The organism is Hymenobacter montanus (assembly GCF_014699115.1).
Classification (GTDB): Bacteria; Bacteroidota; Bacteroidia; order Cytophagales; family Hymenobacteraceae; genus Hymenobacter; species Hymenobacter montanus.
In genome coordinates, this window is sequence record NZ_JACXAD010000001.1 from 353,430 (window position 1) to 373,490 (window position 20,061).

At 60.9% G+C, this 20,061-nt stretch carries 10 protein-coding genes; 8 read left to right on the forward strand and 2 right to left on the reverse strand.

What is annotated here, in order from left to right; translation table 11 throughout:
* The first annotated feature begins 36 nt into the window (after window positions 1-36).
* The 5 genes from IC235_RS01395 to IC235_RS01415 all read left to right on the forward strand — a co-directional run bounded on the left by IC235_RS01395 (window position 37) and on the right by IC235_RS01415 (window position 4,338).
* On the forward strand, window positions 37-447 hold the full coding sequence (locus tag IC235_RS01395; protein WP_191003362.1) for a response regulator: 411 nt from the start codon (window positions 37-39) through the stop codon (window positions 445-447).
* 317 nt (window positions 448-764) lie between these two features.
* Window positions 765-1,733: a hypothetical protein gene (locus tag IC235_RS01400; RefSeq protein ID WP_191003363.1), complete on the forward strand. Its 969-nt coding sequence runs from the start codon at window positions 765-767 to the stop codon at window positions 1,731-1,733.
* Window positions 1,734-1,949: 216 nt separating this feature from the next.
* Window positions 1,950-2,690 carry an endonuclease III domain-containing protein gene (locus IC235_RS01405; protein ID WP_191003364.1) on the forward strand — a complete coding sequence of 247 codons (741 nt, stop codon included), beginning with the start codon at window positions 1,950-1,952 and terminating at the stop codon, window positions 2,688-2,690.
* A gap of 219 nt (window positions 2,691-2,909) precedes the next feature.
* Window positions 2,910-3,185, forward strand: coding sequence for a DUF167 domain-containing protein (locus tag IC235_RS01410; protein WP_191003365.1), 276 nt, complete (start codon window positions 2,910-2,912; stop codon window positions 3,183-3,185).
* A 97-nt stretch (window positions 3,186-3,282) separates the two neighbouring features.
* Window positions 3,283-4,338, forward strand: a complete 1,056-nt coding sequence (locus IC235_RS01415) for an alkane 1-monooxygenase (protein WP_191003366.1) — start codon at window positions 3,283-3,285, stop codon at window positions 4,336-4,338.
* Window positions 4,339-4,566: 228 nt separating this feature from the next.
* On the opposite strand, the gene IC235_RS01420 is transcribed toward IC235_RS01415, so the two are convergent.
* Entirely contained in the window at window positions 4,567-6,426 is a 1,860-nt protein-coding gene (locus tag IC235_RS01420) for a polysaccharide deacetylase family protein (protein ID WP_191003367.1), read from the reverse strand.
* 837 nt (window positions 6,427-7,263) lie between these two features.
* On the opposite strand from IC235_RS01420, the gene IC235_RS01425 reads away from it, so the two are divergent.
* Window positions 7,264-9,834: a T9SS type A sorting domain-containing protein gene (locus IC235_RS01425; protein ID WP_191003368.1), complete on the forward strand. Its 2,571-nt coding sequence runs from the start codon at window positions 7,264-7,266 to the stop codon at window positions 9,832-9,834.
* 101 nt (window positions 9,835-9,935) lie between these two features.
* The gene (locus IC235_RS01430; protein WP_191003369.1) at window positions 9,936-12,938 is read left to right on the forward strand and encodes a YCF48-related protein; all 3,003 of its coding nucleotides are present in this window, start codon (window positions 9,936-9,938) and stop codon (window positions 12,936-12,938) included.
* An 80-nt stretch (window positions 12,939-13,018) separates the two neighbouring features.
* Here IC235_RS01430 and IC235_RS01435 read toward each other — a convergent pair whose 3' ends face one another.
* Window positions 13,019-13,882, reverse strand: a complete 864-nt coding sequence (locus IC235_RS01435) for a M28 family peptidase (protein WP_191003370.1) — start codon at window positions 13,880-13,882, stop codon at window positions 13,019-13,021.
* A 328-nt stretch (window positions 13,883-14,210) separates the two neighbouring features.
* Between IC235_RS01435 and IC235_RS01440 the strand changes: the two genes are divergently transcribed.
* The gene (locus tag IC235_RS01440; RefSeq protein ID WP_191003371.1) at window positions 14,211-19,700 is read left to right on the forward strand and encodes an alpha-2-macroglobulin family protein; all 5,490 of its coding nucleotides are present in this window, start codon (window positions 14,211-14,213) and stop codon (window positions 19,698-19,700) included.
* The last annotated feature ends 361 nt before the right edge of the window (window positions 19,701-20,061 follow it).

A 20,061-nucleotide genomic window follows, 5' to 3' on the forward strand; every position in this document is an offset into this window, starting at 1 on the left:
GATTACAAACAAAGCCTCAAAAACCCTTTCCCTGCTATGCGTTCGGTTTTGTTAGTGGAAGATGACATTTTTGATACGATGACTGCGCAGAAATCCTTTGCCAAGTTCAACGTGCCCCACCAGCTGCACACGGCCTTCAACGGCGAGGAGGCCCTGGACTTACTGCTGGGCCGCAACGGGGTCGAGGCCATCCGGCCGCTACCGGAGGTTATCCTGCTCGATTTGAACATGCCCCGCATGAATGGCATTGAGTTCCTGACGGAGCTGCGTTCCACTGATCAATTTCAGGACATTCCGGTATTCATCACCACTACCTCCAGCATGGACGTGGACCGCCTGAGCACCGAAAAGCTGGGCGTGAGCGGCTACATTGTCAAACCCTTGGATTTTGAGACGACCACGGACTTGTCGGACAGTCTAAGCCTGCTGGAAAAGCTGCTGAATTAGACCCAGTTATCGGAATTCGCCCCTGGATGCCAACCTGTCTAGATGCTCCGATATTTGCGGAAACTCGTTTTAGTGCCAGGGCTTGCCCCGGCCCTTCGCTGGTTCTGGCACCAACCGATAAAGAAACCCCGCCGGCCGCCACGCCAGGGCGCTTGGTTTATTCGAACTCCACGAGGCTGGGGCGGAATTTACCTTAATTGCCTGTCGTTTGCGTTGCTGTCTGGTCTGCACCTACTATTGAGCCTTCGGGAGCGGGCCTGGAATAGTTACCGGGCGTTGTTACCTTGTTCAGCCTCATTGCTTTTTCCGTTATTTTCATGAGATTCTCACTTCTTCTTCCGGCACTGCTGGTGGTATTGCTGGGCGGCCGGCCCGCCCGGGCACAGGATGATGGTCCGCGTCAGCTAGGGGCCCCACCGGCTCTGCCCGCCCCGGCCCGTCCGCGGGTTAGCCCGGCCCCCCGCCAACTCGGGTCTGTCCCCGTCGCGCCTCCCGATACGACCCGTCGCGCCGTGGTAACAACACCTTCGCCGGGCCCCACGTCAGCGCCGGCGCCGGTGTACGCCCCAACCCCTGCTGGCCAGTTGCCGGGCAATAACACCCGGGCCGCTCGCTTTCAGGTAGGACTGAAAAATGGCATGGTGTACAACGCCACCGACGTGGAGACGAAGTCTCCGCTGTTCGGGCGCTCCTACCTGTTGCTCGATGGGCAGCGCCGGTTCGACCTCAGCGAAGTAGGTTTTTACGAGGATGAAACCGGCCATTACGTGCGGACTACGTTACCGGGGTCGTCGCGCGAGAGCACCCTACGACGCGAAAAAACCGGGCGCATCAGCCTGTATTCCATCACCACTTCGCAGTACACCGGCCCGAGCGGGTTCGGCTACCCTGGCTATGGCTACGGCGGCTACGGCATGGGAGGCTACGGCGGCTATCCTTTCGGTGGCTACCGCACCATCAAAACAGAGTACTTTTCCAAAGACAACGGCCCGGTTCAGAACCTCAACAGCCGGAACCTGATGCTGGCAACCAGCGACAACGCCGGGGCTCAGCAACTGCTGGCCGAAGCCCAGCGCTACCAGCGGGCAACCCTGGCCAGCTACGTGGTGGGCGGCGGCTTGCTGGTGGCAGGTATGCTGCAGACCTTGCGGCCCAACGACGGTCGATTCAGCGTCTCCCCCCTGATATACGTGGCCATTCCGGTGCTTATCGTGCCCCTCGTACTGCAAGGCCGGCAGGCCGATAACCAGCGCCAGGCGATTGCGCTGTACAATGCGACCCAATGACGCCTAGCGGGCTGAAGTCCAGGAATCAGCAAACGGTCATTTTCCAGCCCACACTTGGCAGCCCTACCTTCTGAACGAGCTTAGTGGGTATCAGTCAGAGGACGGTGGGGCTGTTAAGTCCGGCCAGCCCTCTAGTAGCAGCGAGTACCGGGGATTGTTGGAGTTATATGGCGGCGCCGGGCAACCTCCGCACTACTGACGCGCGTAGGCTGAAGCATGAAACCTGCCACCGCGCCTGCCCCCACCGAAATAGCTGCTGATTTTGCCATCCGCCAAGCCAAGGCCTTGTTGGTGCACGAGCGGCTGTGCGCCGAATACGGGGCGCCGTTTCCCTTTTTCAGCACCAAGGACCCGCTGAGTGAGCTGGTGAGCGCGCTGCTTTCGCACCGCACCAAAAACGCCGATTCGCACCGGGCCTACCAGGAGCTGCGGGCCACCTTTCCAACCTGGGAAGCCCTGCTGACGGCCCCAACCGAGACGGTGCAGCACGCCATCCGGGCCTGCACCTGGCCCGAGCAGAAGGCCCCGCGCATTCAGGCCGTGCTGCGCGAAATCAGCCAGCGCTGCGGCACCGGGGCACCGTGTTCGCTGGACTTTTTGGCCGGGATGCCCATTGCGGAAGCCCGGGCCTGGTTGGAAAGCATCAGTGGGGTAGGGCCCAAGACCAGTGCCGCTACCCTCCTATTCAGCACGCTTCGCATCCCGGCTATGCCCGTCGATAGCCATCACCACCGGGTAGCCCAGCGCCTGGCCCTGATTGGCCCCAAGGTGGGCGAAGGGCCGGCTCACAAGCTGCTGGAGGCCCTGCTGCCGCCCGGCTGGGACGCCCAGCAGGTGTACGACCACCACGAGGCATTCATGTTTCACGGCCAGAAATGCTGCTACTTTAGCGCCCCCGCCTGCCACCGTTGCGTGGTGCTGGCCCAGTGCCCGTTCGGGCAGGCCCGAATTCAGTAATTGTTCGTGTTGCTGGTTGTGAAGGGTTGCCCACCTAACTTCCCAGCAGCTAATAGCGCAGTTGCCGATTTGGCGTCGATGCTCACTAGCGGGAAGTACTTTTGAGCGTCGCCGGGAAACCCCGCCCTGGGAACTGCGGGGCCGCAGGATGTTGCTGGTGCACGGGCTGACGACAAGCGTGCAACCAACGAATCTATTAATCAGCCATTAGCCGCAAGCATGGTTATTCATCTTCGGGCCAAGCCTAATGCCCGGGCCAACCAGCTGTTGGTGGCGGCCGATGGCACCGTAACCGTGCGCCTGAAGGCCCCGCCTCAGGAAGGCCAGGCCAATACGGTGCTGTTGGCGTATTTGGCGGAAGTATTCGGCACCAGCAAAAGCCGCGTGGCGCTGCTGAGCGGGCACGCGGCTCCCTTTAAGAAAGTAGATTTGCAGGATGTCGACGAGAAAACGCTGGCCGCCGTACTCAGTCGCCACCGCACGGAACCAACCTAGCCCGAAAGCAATTTAGCCGGTATCGACGCTGGATTTTGTATATTTAAGGGGTTGTTTGCCGTATCTAACTGCTTCCATCATAAACGCATACCAAATCATGCTCCCCTCTTTCCGTGACTTGCGCTATCTGATAGCCTACAGTGTGCCGCTCACGGCGGCCGTTGGCTTGTGGTTGGGCGGCGCTTTTACCTGGCTTACGCTGGTGTACACGTTTGGCTTGCTGCCGCTGTTGGAGTGGCTGCGCCCCCCCGGCGCGGTTGAGCCGGGTGTGGCCGCGGCGACGGAAACCAAGCGGCACGCGTTCTTCGATGGGCTGCTCTATCTGAACGTGCCGTTGCAATACGGGCTGCTGGCAGCCTTCCTTTACACCCTGCACACGCGCAGCTTTTCGGTTGCCGAAATAGTCGGCGCCATTCTAAGCATTGGCATCTGCTGCGGGGCGCTGGGTATCAACGTAGCGCACGAGTTGGGCCACCGCCCCCGGGGCTGGGAGCAGCGCTTGGCGCAGGCGCTGCTGTTGAGTAGCTGGTACCCCCACTTTTTTATTGAGCACAACCGCGGGCATCACCGCCACGTGGCCACGCCACTCGACCCCGCCACGGCCCGGCTGCACGAGTCCTTTTGGCATTTTCTGCCCCGCGCCGTGCTCGGCGAATACCGGTCGGCATGGGCTTTGGAAGCCGAGCGGCTGCGCCGGCAGGATTTGCCGGTGTGGTCGGTTCAGAACCATTTTTTGCAGTTTCAGGCGGCCCAGGCCGGCCTGGTAGGATTGGTGCTGACCTTTTTTGGCGTGACAGGCTTGCTGGCCTGGCTAGCGGCGGCAGCGGTGGGCTACGTGCTGTTTCAACTCGTAAACTACGTAGAGCACTACGGCCTGCTGCGTCGCCAAACGGCCCCCGGCGTGTATGAGCGGGTGCAACCCCATCACTCCTGGAACTCGGAGCACGCCCTGGGCCGCATCATCTTGTATGAGCTGACACGCCACTCCGACCACCACTACCAGGCGTCACGGCCTTACCAGACCCTACGCCATCAGCCGGCCAGCCCGCAGATGCCGACTGGCTATCCGGGAATGATGCTGATTGCTACTATTCCCCCGCTCTGGTTTCGGGTGATGAATAAACGAGTGCCAGTAGCAGTGAGCCAGCAGTAACTTTTAGGAATTAAAAATGAAGAATTAAAAATCGGCTGGTCAATTTTTTAATTCTTCATTTTTAATTCCTTCCTCCTATGCGAAAATGGCTCTACATAAGGATGCCGGCCGGGGCACCGAACTCTCCGCAGCAGAGGGAAGCCAGATGTTAGGCACGCGGGCCGGAAGACGGTGCTACTCGTGGAACTCTGGTCACCAGTTGCTCCGCTCAGCATGAGGTTTTCGATACTACCTACCTCGTTTCCAGCGGTAATATTTTCGGTACCAGGGCGAGGTTTTTTTGAAGAGGCTGCTGGGGCTTTCGTTGGGGAACATGTTCACCCGAAACACTTGCAGGCGGTCGTCCTCGAGGTGCATGCCGCCGCTGTCAGTGGCAACCCCGAGGGCGAAGCCCGCGGCGCACACTGCTTGTTTCAGGGAGTCGTTGAGGGCGCCGTAGGGGTAGGCAAAGCTGACTACCGGGGTTTGCAGAACCCGTTCTAATTCGGTTTTGCTGCGCTCGATTTCGCTGGTGGCCTCAGCCAGGGGCAAGGTAGTGAGTTTGGGGTGCGACATGGTATGCGCCCCAATTTCCCAGCCGGCCGCCACGAAAGCCTGCTTTTGCGGGAGGTTCATTAGCTCGGCGCGGGGCTCGGTGGGGTCTGCCGCCACATCCCATTTATTATAGCAGACGTTGAAGTCGCCCAGTAAGTAAATAACCCCCCGATAACCGTACTGCTGCATCAGCGGCAGCAAATTCGTGTAGTTATCGGCGTAGCCATCATCAAAAGTGAGGATGATGGGGCGGGCGGGGAATTTTTCTAACGGGAGTTCGCCCTTGGCGAATTTCAGGTAATCGGCAAAGGTGATGGGCGTTAATTTCCGCTTGCGAAAATAGGCCAGGTGCTTTTCGAAGTTTTTTTTGGTGACGAAAATCTGGTGCTTGGTCGCCGGCGGCGCGTCGGGAATTTTGTGGTACATCAGTACCGGGATAAAATTTGGTACAGCCTTGCGCATTCGGGCTGACTCATAGGTTTCCAGCACCCGGGCGGCCACGGTGGCGGAGTTGTAATGCGCCCGCACTTGCTGCTGCAGTTCTGCCGTTACCGGCTGCGGAGCCCGCAGATAGGCCCGGGTATCCGCTAGAATTACCTCGAAATCAACGCCGGAGGAGCCACTCTGCCGGGCCGATATATCGCCAAAATTAGAAGCGGCGGCAGCAGCAAACGACTCGCTGGTTACCAGTCCTTCGTACGTGGCTTCTCCCAGCGCCAACACGGCCCGGCCCGCGCCGAGCGCTTCGATGGCTACTCGCCCCGCGCCGATAACGAGCGTGGTTCGGGCCAACCAGCCCGGGATGTCGGTGCTGAAGCCCACCACCTCCAGCCGTTCCCCAAACTCCGCTTGCAACCGCGCCAACGCCGTTTTTCCTTCCTCCGGCAGGTGCTCCAGCTCGCCGCCGACCAGGGCTACGCGCAGCTGCGGAAACTCCCGTAGTAGCTGCGGGAACACCTGCTGCAACAGCCCCGCGGCCCGTTCGCCTTTGCCCCCGTTGAAACGGCCGATAAACGCAAGCCGGAGAAATAAGGTGGTATCGACGAGCAATTCTCTTTTTAATTCCTCACCACGCGCGGCGTTAAAGTTAATTCCGTTCGGAATACCCACGATTTTGGAGGGGGCCATCTTGACTTCCGCCGCCAGGTGCTCCTGCAGGTTGCGGCAGATAGCAATAACCTTATCGCCGTAGATATCAAACAGCGAAGTGGAAGCGTGCAAATGCTGCCGGCCGTGCACGGTACTCACCAGGGGCACTTGCAGGCCCCGCAGGGCCAAGTAGCTAACCCAACTGGCCGCCCGCGAGTGCGCGTGGACCACCTCGATGCGCTCGCGCCGCACCAGCTGCCGAATGAGCTGGCTGTTGCGCAGCCGTTGCCCGTAGCGGCGGTTGCTGATGGGGGCTTTGAGCTGGGTGGCGGGGGTAGGCAGCTGGTCGGTATCCGACACCAGCCATACGCCGTGCCCCTGGGCAGAATAAGCCTGAGCCAGCTGCAAAGCATAAGCCACGGAGCCGGCGAAGAACTCTGCCGAAAAAACGTGGAGAATACGCATGGCGCAAAGGTATTGCCCTGGGTAACGTCTTGCTCGCAGCCTGTCAGGTCGCCCTTGCGGGGCTTCGCACATCCAGCCCCGGAGAATGGGCGAACCGACCAACCGCTTTAAGCGGCAACTAACTTATAACGTGGGGGATAAAAATTTTTTATTGTTGATTTACAATATATTATATAACATATAAATTAAACTTGAAATAAGGGGCTTGGCGGCTCTTTTTTTACTGTTATATTTCAATTCCCAACACCGCCTCATTTCCAAGGTGGGCGTTCGGCACGCTGGCCTGGACTAACTGCTTTTCCGAGGTATGGCCGTGAGCGCAACCTTTCGTTGCCAGCCCCCCGCCCTTGCCCAATTGGCCTACCCGCAGGGTATTAACTGGTTTTTGCCTCCTTACTCTACTCCCTGCTCTCGTTGGCTTATGGTATTACCTCTACCCCTCGTTTCCTCTGGTTTGTTTCGAGTAGTGCCTGCTTTAGCGGCGCCCGCGATGCTTTCCTGCCATCAGTTCCGGGCTGGCAAGGTCTGGCAGCAAAGCCGGGCTCTCTCCTGCCCGGGCCACCCCGCCCTGGTTGCCGGGCTGGGGCGATACGGCTTTCGCACCCGTGGCACGGAATACCGAAGTCCGGCGGACAACCGAACACCCCTGCGCTAACAGGGGGCCGGTTGTTCCGCCTGGCTGGGATTACCGGGGCCGGACGTATTGCCGCGCCCGCCCCACCCGCTTCGGATTGCCGGTTCCGGTGCCCTCACGTGAAGGCTCCGGAACAAGGACTCACCGCCACAAATACGGCATCCGAAGTTACGAGTTTCCACTTCTAACTTCTTGAAAGCAACATGTACCTTTTTAACCAATTCTTCCTACGCCTGACGCTTATCACCGGACTAGTGATTGCCCAGGCGACGGTCTCCCACGCGCAAGTGGTGGGCAGTACCTGTATTGATTACGTCGCTCCTACGCTAGCTGCTCCCAACCCGACGCAGCAAATCTATACCTACACCTATCAGCTGGGTAGCAACCAAACCTTCGTCTCGTGGACTACCAGGGGCGACGTACAGGTTGTGGGAACATATTCCTCGGGTAACATTTACGCGGCGGACGTTATAGCCACGGATTACGGCCGGGGCCGGATTGAGGCCAACGTCTCGACGGGGGGCTGTGGGGCAACTGCCTATGGGTTAACCGTCAACAAGAGCTTTGCTAAACTGGCGGACACTGCTATCACTATCCCCCCGGGCTGCATCGAGGCCAACAAAACGTATGCCTTCACTGTGCCACCCATCGTCAGTTCCGCCGCGCAAATAGCGGCGCAAATCGGCATTGACTCCTACACGTGGGTGGGATTTCCAGAAGGCTCTAAATCAACCTATTCTGGCGATCGCAGCGCAGTTACTGTCACTATGCCTGCATCTCTCAGTGGTTCTTTCACAGTACAAGTACAAATTGGCACGTGCAACAATGGGCAGATAATGCAACGGACGGTGAACTTTCAGCCCACTCGACCTGATTTAACTTTGGTTGCTGGTACGGCCACGTGCAAGACGGATTTGGCAGCTTTTACCATATCTTATACTCCGCAGCCAGCCGTGAACTATCTGTGGAGCATTCCTTCTGGCTGGACCATTTCCCCGGTTGGAGCTAACACTGGCGTAGGCGTTTCTTATACCTCTGCGCAATTAACTGCCTCTCCAACACAGACTGTAACCATTACGCCTACCACGGCTAGTATTGAGGATATAAGCGTAACAGCTAAGTATGGCTCGGGCTCTTGCTCGGAGACTCCTTCGCTACCCTTTCGAGTAACGCGCCAGCTCACCACGGCTGCCAACCCCATCACGGTTAGCCCGGCTAGCTGTCTAACCCCAGGAACTTCCGTTACATTCTCGGTAGCAAACGCACCAGCCAATGCGGCCCTAACCTGGACATTGCCTGGCGCTGACTGGGCTATTACCAGTAGTACAGCCACTTCCATCATGGCTACGGTTGGTGCCAGCGGGGGCAACGTCACCGCGACCGCCAGTGGCTGTACCGGCGGCAGCGTGAAGAGCGTGGACGTATCACCGCTAATAACCACGGCTGCCAACCCTATCACTGTTAGTCCGGCTAGCTGCTTAACTGCCGGTAATTCCGTCACTTTCTCGGTGGCGAACGTACCAGCCAACACGTCCCTAACTTGGACGCTGCCTGGCGCAGACTGGGTTATTACTTCACCTAGTTCTACGGGCACTTCCATCACGGCCACGATTGGCGCCAGTGGCGGCAACGTCACCGCGACCGCGGCGGGCTGCGGCGGCGGCAGCGTGAAAAGCGTGGCTGTATCAGCGCTGATAACCACCTCTGCCAACCCCATCACGGTTAGCCTGGCTAGCTGCTTAATCGCCGGTAATTCGGTAACCTTCTCCGTGGCGAACGTCCCGGCTAACACGACCCTGGCCTGGACGTTGCCTGGCGCGGGCTGGGCTATTACCAGTAGTACCGCTACTTCTATCACGGCCACGATTGGCGCCAGTGGCGGCAACGTCACCGCGACCGCGGCGGGCTGCGGCGGCGGCAGCGTGAAGAGTGTGGCTGTTTCACCGCTGATCACCACTACTGCTAACCCCATCACGGTCAGTCCGACTGGCTGCTTAGCCCCGGGTAGTACCGTGACGTTCTCACTGGCTAACGCACCGACCAACACGACCCTAACCTGGACTTTGCCTGGTGCTGACTGGGTGATTACTTCGCCTAATTCGACGGGCACTACTATTACAGCCACGGTTGGTGCTACTGGTGGTAATGTCACCACGACCGCGGCCGGGTGCACCGGGGGCAGCGTGAAGAGCGTGGTTGTATCGGGCGTAGGTAACTGCCCGGCTAGTACCTATTCCGTCTACCGAGGGGGACCCAAGTACTTCTACTTGGATAACGCCAACGCGGCCTGCTTGCCCGACGGGAATGGCGCTGCTAATTCTGGCATTACGTATACGTGGACCGCTGGCAGTCAAACTACCACTGTTGCCAACGGTGGACCGGCCGTTCTTTTCCCGCAGACCGTGCCCCCGAACACCGCCATCACGGTACGCATTCAGGATGCCAACACCTGCCTGGATGTGACGGTGGGTGGTGTAGCCCGGATGGCGCTGGCGAGCCGTGAGGCGAGGAAGGCGCCCGCCCCGGTGCGGGGCGAATCCCTGAGCAGCTACCCTAATCCAACCAAGAGCGAGCTCCACGTCGACCTGACACTCGAACAAGGCACGGCGCAGCTCCTGGTGACCGACATGCTGGGTCGCACTGTCCAACAGACCACCACCGAGCAGGCCCATACGCAGCTCGATGTGAGCAAGCTTGCCACCGGGGCTTATATGCTGCGGGCCATCCTACCGAGCGGCAAAACCCTGAGCCAACAAATTCAGGTCCAGCACTAACAGCACATAATTATCAGCTATATTGCTGATTCTATTTCATACCGCACCCTGTAGCCAGTGGCTGCGGGGTGTTTGTATGAGTAAATACAACCTATGGGCCTATGCTGCTAGCTGTTTACTCCCGAAAATCAGTTTATTCCATTGGACGGCTCGTGGCGGGCCTGCTGGCCGCCCTGGTGAGCCTGCCAACCTTGGCCCAGGCCCCTACCTACCCGGTAGCGGACCTGCCCTACTGGGAATGGCAGTCCCCCCGCCCTACCGGCTACCCTCTGCAAGCCGTGGCCGCGCTCGATGACCAGACGGCCCTGGTGGGGGGCCAGCGCGGAACCCTATTCAAAACCGCTGACCAGGGACAAACCTGGACCCCCTTGAGTAGCGGGGCTCTTTACGACATCAAAGCCCTCAGCTTTATCTCCCCACAAGTGGGCTGGCTCGCTAATAACACCCCCAACGCGTCTTTCGGGAATGACTTATCGGGCCCGGGCCAAGTTCGCAAGACCATAGACGGTGGGCGAAACTGGAGCCCGCAGGCCATTGGCGAGGCGGACTTTGTCGAGATGCAGGACCTACGGTTCTTTTCGGCCACCCAAGGCTACGTCTTCTACTATTACAATGCCCCCGGTACTGGCCGCCCCCCCCGGCTGCGGGTAACGAATAACGGGGGCCAGACCTGGAACCCAGTAGTTATTTTCGCCGGTACTACCGCCCTGCAGTTCGTCACCCCGCAGGTTGGCTATTTTACGGCCAATGGAGGTGTAACAAAGACCAGCAACGGCGGGCAGAATTTCGAATTGATAACGCCCGCGCCCGGCATCAGCTACAACAAGGTACACTTTGTCGATGCCCAAAACGGCTGGGTGGGCAGCAGCACAGGGGGCAGCAGCCCTAACCTGTTTCGCACACAGAATGGGGGGACGACCTGGACCCCCGTGCGTCTGCTCGGATCGGCCAGCAACTCCTTTCCCGGCGTCAATAAAATCGCGTTTGCCGACCCACTTCACGGTGTGATCAACAACTACGTTACTTCGGACGGCGGGCAGACCTGGACGCCCGGCACCGGCACGCTCTCTACTGGCCCAACGCAGCTCCGCCCATCCGGGGTAGGTTTTTCGGTGGGCACGGCGGGCAACATTCGAACTACAACTGACTTTGGCCTGACCGGGCAGGCCCGCACTACTGGGGCAGAGGCCTTCTTTGGCACCATTCATTTTCCCGAGCCCGTCCACGGCTGGGCGATGGGCAAGCCTTCTTACAATTATAACCAGGTGTTCGTGACTCACGACCGGGGTACTACCTGGCTGGGGCTGGACCTGACCACGCGAGCGGCGGGCGTCAACTGGCTCGACAGCCGGCTGACGGCTGGGGCCTTTCCCGACCGGGATACGGCCTATGTCGCCGGCATCGACTACACGGCCTCTCCCAGGGCGTTTATCTTGCGCACCGTGGACGCTGGCCAGACCTGGAACCGACAACTGCTAGGGCCGGCTACCGCTCTCAATGACCTTAAATTCAGGGATGGGCAGAACGGCATCGCGGTGGGCAACCAAGGCGTCATTTTTTACACCCGGACGGGGGGCAACAGTTGGCTGAGTGCTACGAGCGGCACCACTACTCACTTACGTAAGGTCTGCTGGGCTGCCCCGCAGGTGGCGTACGCCATGGGCGATGCGGGAACCCTGCTGACCACTCAGAACGGGGGGCAGACCTGGCAGACCATCGTGTCGAGCACCTTTGCCGCCCACCTGCCCGAAGCAAATTGGGAAAACCTGTATTTCAGCTCGGCCACGACCGGCTTTTATGGCAACGCAAGCGCCATCTACCGCACCACCAACGGCGGCTCGACCTGGGCAGCCACGGGCCAGGGCACCTACACCTTCGGCCGACCGCTGGTTGGGGCAGCTTTTTCCTCGGCGAGCAACGGGTGGGCCTTTGGGATGGAGCTCTTTCAGACCAGCAATGGGGGCCAGTCCTGGACTCCCAGGACCCTGGGCCTGCAAGCGACGGCGGGCAGCTTCGTAGACGCCTACAACGGCTGGGTGGCGGGGGAGAACAACATGATTATTCATTACTCTGAGAAGTTTATTCAGACGGACGCGGCCCTGACGCAGCGGCTGAGCTACTGCGCCGGCGAGATGCTGGACCTGGCTTTTACCACGGAAGGCAGCCTGAGCCAGCTCCCTACCGACTATCGGGTGCAGCTCTCCAACAATATGGGACGCTTCCGCGCCGGGGCAACCTTAACCCTGACGCCCACGGCCGGCAGTACTGCCCGCCTGCTACGCGTGGTGCTGCCGACTACGCTAGCGGCCGGTACTCGCTACCGAGTGCGCGTCATCGCCGCCGACAGCTCGGTGTTGGGCGACGACAACAAGCGCGACCTACTGGTCACTGCCCTGACTACGGCCACCATCACCCCGGCCGACCCCACCCTGAACCTTTGCCAGGGCAGCACGGCCACGCTCACCGCCCCGGCCGGCCTAACGCAATATCTGTGGAGCACCGGTGCCACGACGCGCAGCATCACCGTGAGCACGGCGGGCACATATACCGTGCGCGGAGCTCTGGCAGCGGGCTGCCTGGGACCAGCCTCAGCCCCGGTTACCGTCGCCCTGGTACCGCTGCCCGCGCAACCAGTGCTCCAACGGCTGGCTAACGGCCAGCTCAGCGTCAGCGCTCCGGTTAGCGGCGCTACGTATCAATGGCTGCTCAATGGCTCCCCCATTCCGGGTGCGACGGGCGCTACGTACCCCACAACGGGGGCGGCTCCGGCCGGCATCTATACCGTGGTAAGTAGCGTGAATGGCTGTGCCTCTCCCGCTTCGGCCCCGCTGGCTGTGGTGCTGGCCGTGCGCTCGGCACAGGCGGCGGGAGTGGCGGTGTACCCCAACCCGGCCGGGGACGTGCTGCACGTGGCTTTCCCGGCTTTCAACGGTTGGGCCCACGTGGCATTAGCCGACTTGCTGGGCCGGACCGTGCGGGAACTGGTGGCCCCGGCGACGGGCGGCACACTCGACGTAAGGCAGCTACCAGAAGGGCTGTACACGCTGCGGGTAGAGCTACCTAGTGGGGAGATGCTTGCCCAGAAAGTCCTGGTGCGCCACTAGCCACCGTGAGACGAGCCCCGGGCCTGGGGTGGCTTTTTTCCGGTGGACGCCACGAACGTGTCCGCCTTTACTCCTATGCTCTATAATTCCAGCAGCGCCCCGTAGACCCCATCCACCACTTGGGCCATGCGCGAAAAATCCAGCGTGTCGATGGTGTCCGTGGGTTGGTGGTAGTTGGGGTTGCGCAGGAAGGACGTGTCGTTAATCATGACGGCGTCGTAGCCCTGACTCCAATAGTTGCGGTGGTCGGACAGGCTCGCCAGCCCCAGACTCTCAGGCAGGTTGATGCGCTGCACATCGAGGCTGCCGGTGTGAGACCGCATGAGCTGCTGCACCCGTTGAGTGAATTTTTCCTGCCCCACTTTGCCCACGACCACGATAAAATTGCCGGTATCAGGGTACTGTTTGGCCAGGGCCTCGTTGGGAAATTTTTGGGAGCCGGGCTGGTCGCTGAAGTAGCCAATCATTTCGTAGCAGATCATAGCCCGGACTTTTACCTGGTTCGCGTGCAAGGACTTGGCGTGCACGGCACTACCCATGTGCTCGGTCGCGAAGTAGGGCGGCTCCTCGTTGGCGTAGGCCACGAAATCGATGCGGTGCGTTAACAATGCCTTGCTGAGGTGGAGTAGGCGCGCAGTTTCAAGCAGGCCGGCCACGGCGCTGGCGTTGTCGTCGGCCCCGGGCTGGTCGCCGCACACGTCGTAATGGGCTCCCACGATGAGGCGGTCGGCCTGGGGTGGGCCAAACGAGGCAATAATGTTGCGGTAGCGGCGGCCGTCGGCGGTGAAGGGCTGCTCCGTGACGGTGCCGTGGAGCTTTTGGAAGCAGCCTTTAATGTAGTCGGCCGCCTTGTTTAAGGACGACAGGTTGTAGCAATTGCGGGCCGGGTGCAGGTTGGTCAGGAAGGTGACATCGGCGTGGAGACGGCTTTGGTCGGCGGGCATGGCGGGTGGGGCTAGGTAAACAGGCGAATTATACGGCGTGAAATACGGGCAGTAAATCCGCCGAGCTTAATAAAATAGAGCGACGCGTTTCTCACACCTACCTTAGCGGCAGGATGTTAATCACCAAACCTACTCTACCCTTTCGCTCCTGAGCGCAACCAACAACACTATGTTTACCAGTAATTTATGCAAGATAAAGGCAGGGTTGCCGACCACGGCTAGTTGAGATTTTATTGGCGGACGCCTAATTATGCACAAACTTGAAAAGCCAAATTAAAAAAGCTAAAAATTATATCTACCTTTCCAGCCCTTTAATTCCGCCGCTTTCATGCTCCTCTCCTCCCTGCGCCGCTTACCGGTGCTCACCCTGTTTCTGGCGCTCCTGGCCACTGCTTCCTGCTCGAAAAAAACGGCCCAGGAGCAAGCCGCCGAGCAAGCCGACGGCGAAGAAATTGACCCCTACTCCAACCTGGTATTCACCTTCGACGAAGCGGTGGTGAACGACGCCCAGCTCAACCGCTGGGACACCACGCAGTACGTGAAGTTCACCCCGGCCGTGCAAGGTAAGTTTAAGTGGACCAGCGACCGGGAGCTGACGTTCTCGCCGTTGGAGCCCTTCCGGCCCAGCACGGTGTTCGATGCAGCCCTGCGAAGCGAAAACATGCCTAGCGACAAGCAAGCCCTGGCGCTGAACCGGCGGCGTTTCCATACGCCCTACCTGAGCATGGCCACGCCGCAGGTGTTCTACGGCCGCTCGGCGCGAGCTGCGGGCACGGCCGAGCTACGCGCCAACCTCGTATTTAACTACCCCGTGCGGCCCGCCGACTTGCGCTCGCGGCTGCGCGTAACCCAGGACGGTAAGCCGGTGGCTGTGCAGCTCATCTCGTCGGAGCCGGATAAGCTACTGGGTATCAGCTTTACGCAGGACATACGCGTCGGCTCGTCCCTGACCGTGGAAGTAGCCCCCGGCCTACCACCCGCCGTGGGGGGCAAAGCCACTGATAAACCCCTGACCGCCCAGCTCGAAGTGCCCGAGGCGCAGGTGCTGGAGGTGCGCGAGTTGACGGCCACGCTGGTAAACGGCGAGGCCGTGGTAACGGTGCTTACCAACCAGCCGGTGGCCGTGGACGATATTCAACCCTTACTGACGGTGACGCCCAGCTCGTCGTTTGCCATGGAGGCGCTGGAAAGCGGCTTTGCCCTGAAAGGCAGCTTCGTGGTGGGTAAAACCTACCAGGTAAGCCTGGCTGCGGGCGCCCGGGGCATGCTGGGCGGGCAGCTGCTCAACGCCTACAGCCAGTCGGTGTCTTTCGCGGCGGAGCGGCCCAGCCTCAGCTTTGCCAGCGCTGAAAAAGCCATGTACCTCGATGCCTTGGGTACCCGCAACCTGGGGCTGCGCATCAACGAGGTGCAGAAGGTAAAGGTGACCATCGCCAAAGTGTACGCTAACAACATTCAGCAGCTGCTGCGCGGCGAGCCCTCGTACGGCTACCCGGACTCCGACGATGGCGAAGGCAGCAGCGAGGGCGAAGATGGCGAGTACGTAGACCGTAGCTACCGTTACTTCGACACCGAGAACATCGGCAACGTTATTTCCGAGCGCACCATTTCGGTGAGCGGCCTACCCAAATCCGGCGGGCTGCGCCTGCTCAACCTCGACCTCAAAGCCCTGGAATTCCAGGGGGCCATGAAAGGGCTGTACGTGGTGCGGGTGCAGGATACCGAGCGCCAGTGGCTGCAAGTAAGCAAGCTGGTGGCCGTGACCGACCTGGGCCTCATCGTGAAGCACGGCGCTACGGGCGGCACGCTGGTCTTTGCCAACTCCATCCGCACAGCCCAGCCGCTGAGCGGCGTGACGGTGAACCTGATGAGCAGCAACAACCAAGTTATCGGCACGGTCACGACGGACGAGGCCGGGGTGGCGGCCTTCGACTCGGCGGCCAGCATGAAGCGCTTCCGGCTGGGCATGGTGACGGCGGTGAAAGACGCCGACTTTACCTTCCTGGACTTGGGCAAAAGCCGGGTCGAGACTTCGCGCTTCGAAGTGGGCGGGCTAACGAGCAACGCGGCCCGCTATCAAGCTTTTCTCTACGGCGACCGCAACCTATACCGGCCCGGCGATACTGTGCGCACCAACACCGTGGTGCGCACCGAGGACTGGCAGACCCCACCGGCCAACCTGCCCGTAAAAATTCGTCTGCTGCTGCCCACAGGCAAAGAATATAGCAGCCTGCGGCAGAAGCTGAGCCCGGCCGGCTCCTTTGAAAGCCGCTTTATCCTGCCGCCAGCCGTAATGACCGGCCTCTACACGCTGGAAGTGCTGACCGGCAACGATGTGCTGCTGACCACCCGGCAAGTGAGCGTGGAGGAGTTCATCCCCGACCGGCTGAAGGTAACGGTGGCCGCCGCGCCCACGGTGCTGAAACCGGGACAAACCGTGACGGCCAGCATCAGCGCCCAAAACCTGTTCGGCCCCCCCGCAGCCGACCGGAAATTTGAAGTGGAATTCTCGCTGAAGGAAAAAACCTTTCAGCCCAAGGACTTCCCCGGCTACTCGTTCGAGATCAACCACGGCGACCGGCGCAAAACCACCTCGAGCAGCAACGATAACACGACTTCGCCCACCTCGCGCTTCGAGAAAACCGTGCGCGAGGGCGTGACCGACGCCACCGGCCATGCCACGGCCACCTTCGACGTACCCGAGCTACGCGACCTGGGCATCCTGGAGGGAGCAGCGTTCGCCACGGTGTTCGACGAGACCGGCCGGCCCGTGAACCGCCTCGCCACCTTCGACGTGCACACCCAGGCCACGCTGTTCGGCATTGAGCGCTTGTCGGAGCTGGTGAGCACGCGGGAGGCTACCAACGTGCGGCTGCTGGCCCTCACCCCACAGGGCAAAGCCACCAACGCCTCGGCCGAGGTGAAGGTGGTGCGCCTGCTTTGGGAAACCGTACTGGAGCGCCAGGGCGGCCGCTACGTGTACAACTCGCAGCAACGGGAGCAAACCATCCTGAGCCGTACGCTGGTCGTGGGCAATGGCACGCCGTTTAGCTTCACGCCGCTGAACTCGGGCGAGTACGAGGTGCGCATTGCCCGGCCCGGGGCCGTGAGCTACGTGGCCCAGCGCTTCTACGCCTACGGCTACGGCGACACCCAGGCTAATTCCTTCGAGGTGAACAACGAGGGCGAGGTAACCATCGAGGCCGACAAAGCCAAGTACGAGCCCGGCGAAACTGCCAACCTGCTGCTAAAAACGCCCTTCGCCGGCCGCTTGCTCGTAACGGTGGAGCGGGGCAGCGTGCTCGACCACTTTTACGTGAACACGGACCAGAAATCGGCCCAGGTTAAAATCCCCATCAAGGCCGAGCACGTGCCCAACGTGTACGTAACGGCCACGGCCATCCGCGCCATCAACGACAACCGGGTGCCGCTCACCGTGGCCCGCGGCTTCGTGCCGCTGACCGTGGAAAAGCCGGGCGCCCGCCTCGCCGTAGCCATTGCCGCACCCGCCACCAGCCGCTCCCAGACCTTTCAGACGGTGGAAATTACCACCGCGCCCCTGGCCCAGGTCACGCTGGCGGTAGTAGACGAGGGCATCCTGCAAATCAAAAACTACCAGACGCCCGACCCCTACGGCTACTTCTACCAGAAGCGCGCCCTAGAAGTAGAGGCCTTCGACATGTACCCGTTCCTGCTGCCGGAGCTGGGCACGAGCAGCAGCGGGGGCGACGCCGCGGACCTGCGACGCCGTACCAACCCTGTGCCCAACCGCCGCGTGAAGCTGGTAGCCAAGTGGAGCGGCGTGCTCACGGCGGATGCCGAGGGCAAAGTGCGCTATAAAGTGCGCGTGCCGCAGTTTTCGGGAGCGCTGCGCGTCATGGCCGTGGCGTATAAGGACGATGCTTTCGGCAACGCCGAGCACACGATGAAGGTGGCCGACCCGGTGGTGATTTCCACGGCGCTGCCGCGGTTTATGAGCCCCGGCGACACGATTGACGTACCGGTCACCTTCACGAATACCACGACCCGGAATGCGCCGGGCACGGCCAGCGTAGCGGTTACCGGCCCCCTTAGAATGGTGGGTGAGGCCAACCAGAATGTCACGCTGCCCCCGAAGGCCGAGCGCCGGGTACTCTTCAGAGTGGTGGCCCCCGCGGGCATCGGCGAAGGCCGACTGACCACGACAATGGCAGCACTCGGAGAAAAATTCTCGGAGAACATCGACCTGCCCATCCGCCCCGCTTCCTCGCTCGAAAAGCGCACCGGCAGCGGCGTACTGGCCGGCGGCTCTTCGCTCCCGCTCAACCTGAGGACCGACTTCCTGCCCACCTCACTCACCAGCCGGCTGGTTATCAGCCGCTCGCCGCTGACCGAGTTCAGCAAGGATTTGCGCTATCTACTGCAGTACCCCTACGGCTGCCTGGAGCAAACCGTATCGGCGGCTTTCCCGCAGCTGTACTACGGCGACCTGGCAGCCTCGCTACAGCAGAAAACGGGGGCCGCAGCCAAAAACCAGCGCTATAACCCCAACTATAACGTGCAGGAAGCCATCCGCAAGATTGAGGCCATGCAGCTCTACAACGGCAGCCTCAGCTACTGGCCGGGCGGCGACTACGACAACTGGTGGGCCACGGCCTACGCCACCCACTTCCTGCAGGAAGCCCAGCGGGCGGGCTTCGCGGTGAACAAGTCGGTGCTCGACAAAACCCTGCGCTACCTGCAATTCCGCCTCAAAAAGCGCGAAACGGAGTCCTACCAATACTTCGATGCCAATAACATCGCCCGCGAGAAAACCATTGCCAGCAAGGAAATTGCTTACTCACTCTACGTCCTGGCCCTGGCTGGCCGGCAGGACGCCGTGGCCCTGAACTACTACCGCGCCAACCGCGAGATGCTAGCCCAGGACTCGAAGTTCCTGCTGGCCTGCACCCACGCCCTGCTCGGCAACCAGCGTCAGTTCCGAGCCTTACTGCCCGCCCGGTTCGGGGGCGAAACTGCCGCCCGCCGCGCCCTGGACGGGTCCTTCTACTCGCCCATCCGCGACGAAGGCCTGGTGCTGAACGCCCTGCTCGAAACCGACCCCAATAACCCGCAAGTGCTGGTACTGGCCCGCCAGCTCAGCCGCCAGCTCCGCAACGCCGGGTGGCTCAGCACCCAGGAGCGGGCGTTCGCCCTGCTGGCGCTGGGGAAGGTAGCCCGCCGCGATGCCAGAAGCACCGCCACGGCCACGATCTCGGCGGGCAGGAAAACCATCAGTAGCTTCACGGGCAAGGATATAACCATCAGCAATGTGGCCAATCGCAGCTTCAGCTTGCGCACGAGCGGTAGCGGCAACCTCTACTACTTCTGGGAGGTGGAAGGCATCTCCCCCAGCGGCTACGTGAAGGAGGAAGACAGCTACCTGAAAGTGCGCCGCCAGTTCCTGAACCGGGCCGGCCAGCCCCTGGGTACGCCCACCTTCCGCCAGAACGATTTGGTGGTGGTGAAAATCACCATCGAAGCGGGCGACGCGGCTGGCACCGTTAAGAACGTGGCCATCACCGACCTGCTGCCCGCCGGCCTTGAAATTGAAAACTCCCGTATCGGCGCCGTGCGCGAGCTGGACTGGGCCAAGAATGCCGCCCAGCCCGACTACCTCGACGTGCGCGACGACCGGATTAACTTCTTCACCACGGCTACGGGCGAGCCGAAATCGTTCTACTACCTGGCCCGGGCAGTAAGCAAAGGCACTTTCAAGCTGGGCCCGGTGAGCGCCGACGCGATGTATAATGCTGAATACCATTCGTACAATGGGGCCGGCACCGTGCGGGTGCAGTAACGTTGATGTGGGGATGGACCCAACGAGCTCAACGGCACCACAATGGAGACGTATCCGGTCCGGCTTAATTACTTGGCCGGGCCGAATACGTCGCCGTGAGGCCCGTGAATGAATCGCCCCTGCACGAGGGCAAAGGCAAGCTTGATTTCGGCTAGCGGGTCAGAATCAAGGGCTCGGAGAAGTGGCTCGGCAACGGCCGGGCGTAGCCTGGCTCTACCTTGCCTCCGATATTCTTCTGCCCGGAGCTTTGCATTTTTCTGCCCTGGAAAATCGGCTACACGGGGCCGGGAATAGCCAGGAACGCGCCGTAGGCCGACCTTTGCAAAACCGGTAGGAAATGATCCCGGGTCCCTCCTGCCTA

Excerpts from the sequence above, each read along its gene's own strand:
- IC235_RS01395 (WP_191003362.1), top strand. The coding sequence starts at position 37 with ATGCGTTCGGTTTTGTTAGTGGAAGATGACATTTTTGATACGATGACT.
- IC235_RS01400 (WP_191003363.1), top strand. The coding sequence starts at position 765 with ATGAGATTCTCACTTCTTCTTCCGGCACTGCTGGTGGTATTGCTGGGC.
- IC235_RS01405 (WP_191003364.1), top strand. The coding sequence starts at position 1,950 with ATGAAACCTGCCACCGCGCCTGCCCCCACCGAAATAGCTGCTGATTTT.
- IC235_RS01410 (WP_191003365.1), top strand. The coding sequence starts at position 2,910 with ATGGTTATTCATCTTCGGGCCAAGCCTAATGCCCGGGCCAACCAGCTG.
- IC235_RS01415 (WP_191003366.1), top strand. The coding sequence starts at position 3,283 with ATGCTCCCCTCTTTCCGTGACTTGCGCTATCTGATAGCCTACAGTGTG.
- IC235_RS01420 (WP_191003367.1), bottom strand. The coding sequence starts at position 6,426 with ATGCGTATTCTCCACGTTTTTTCGGCAGAGTTCTTCGCCGGCTCCGTG.
- IC235_RS01425 (WP_191003368.1), top strand. The coding sequence starts at position 7,264 with ATGTACCTTTTTAACCAATTCTTCCTACGCCTGACGCTTATCACCGGA.
- IC235_RS01430 (WP_191003369.1), top strand. The coding sequence starts at position 9,936 with ATGCTGCTAGCTGTTTACTCCCGAAAATCAGTTTATTCCATTGGACGG.
- IC235_RS01435 (WP_191003370.1), bottom strand. The coding sequence starts at position 13,882 with ATGCCCGCCGACCAAAGCCGTCTCCACGCCGATGTCACCTTCCTGACC.
- IC235_RS01440 (WP_191003371.1), top strand. The coding sequence starts at position 14,211 with ATGCTCCTCTCCTCCCTGCGCCGCTTACCGGTGCTCACCCTGTTTCTG.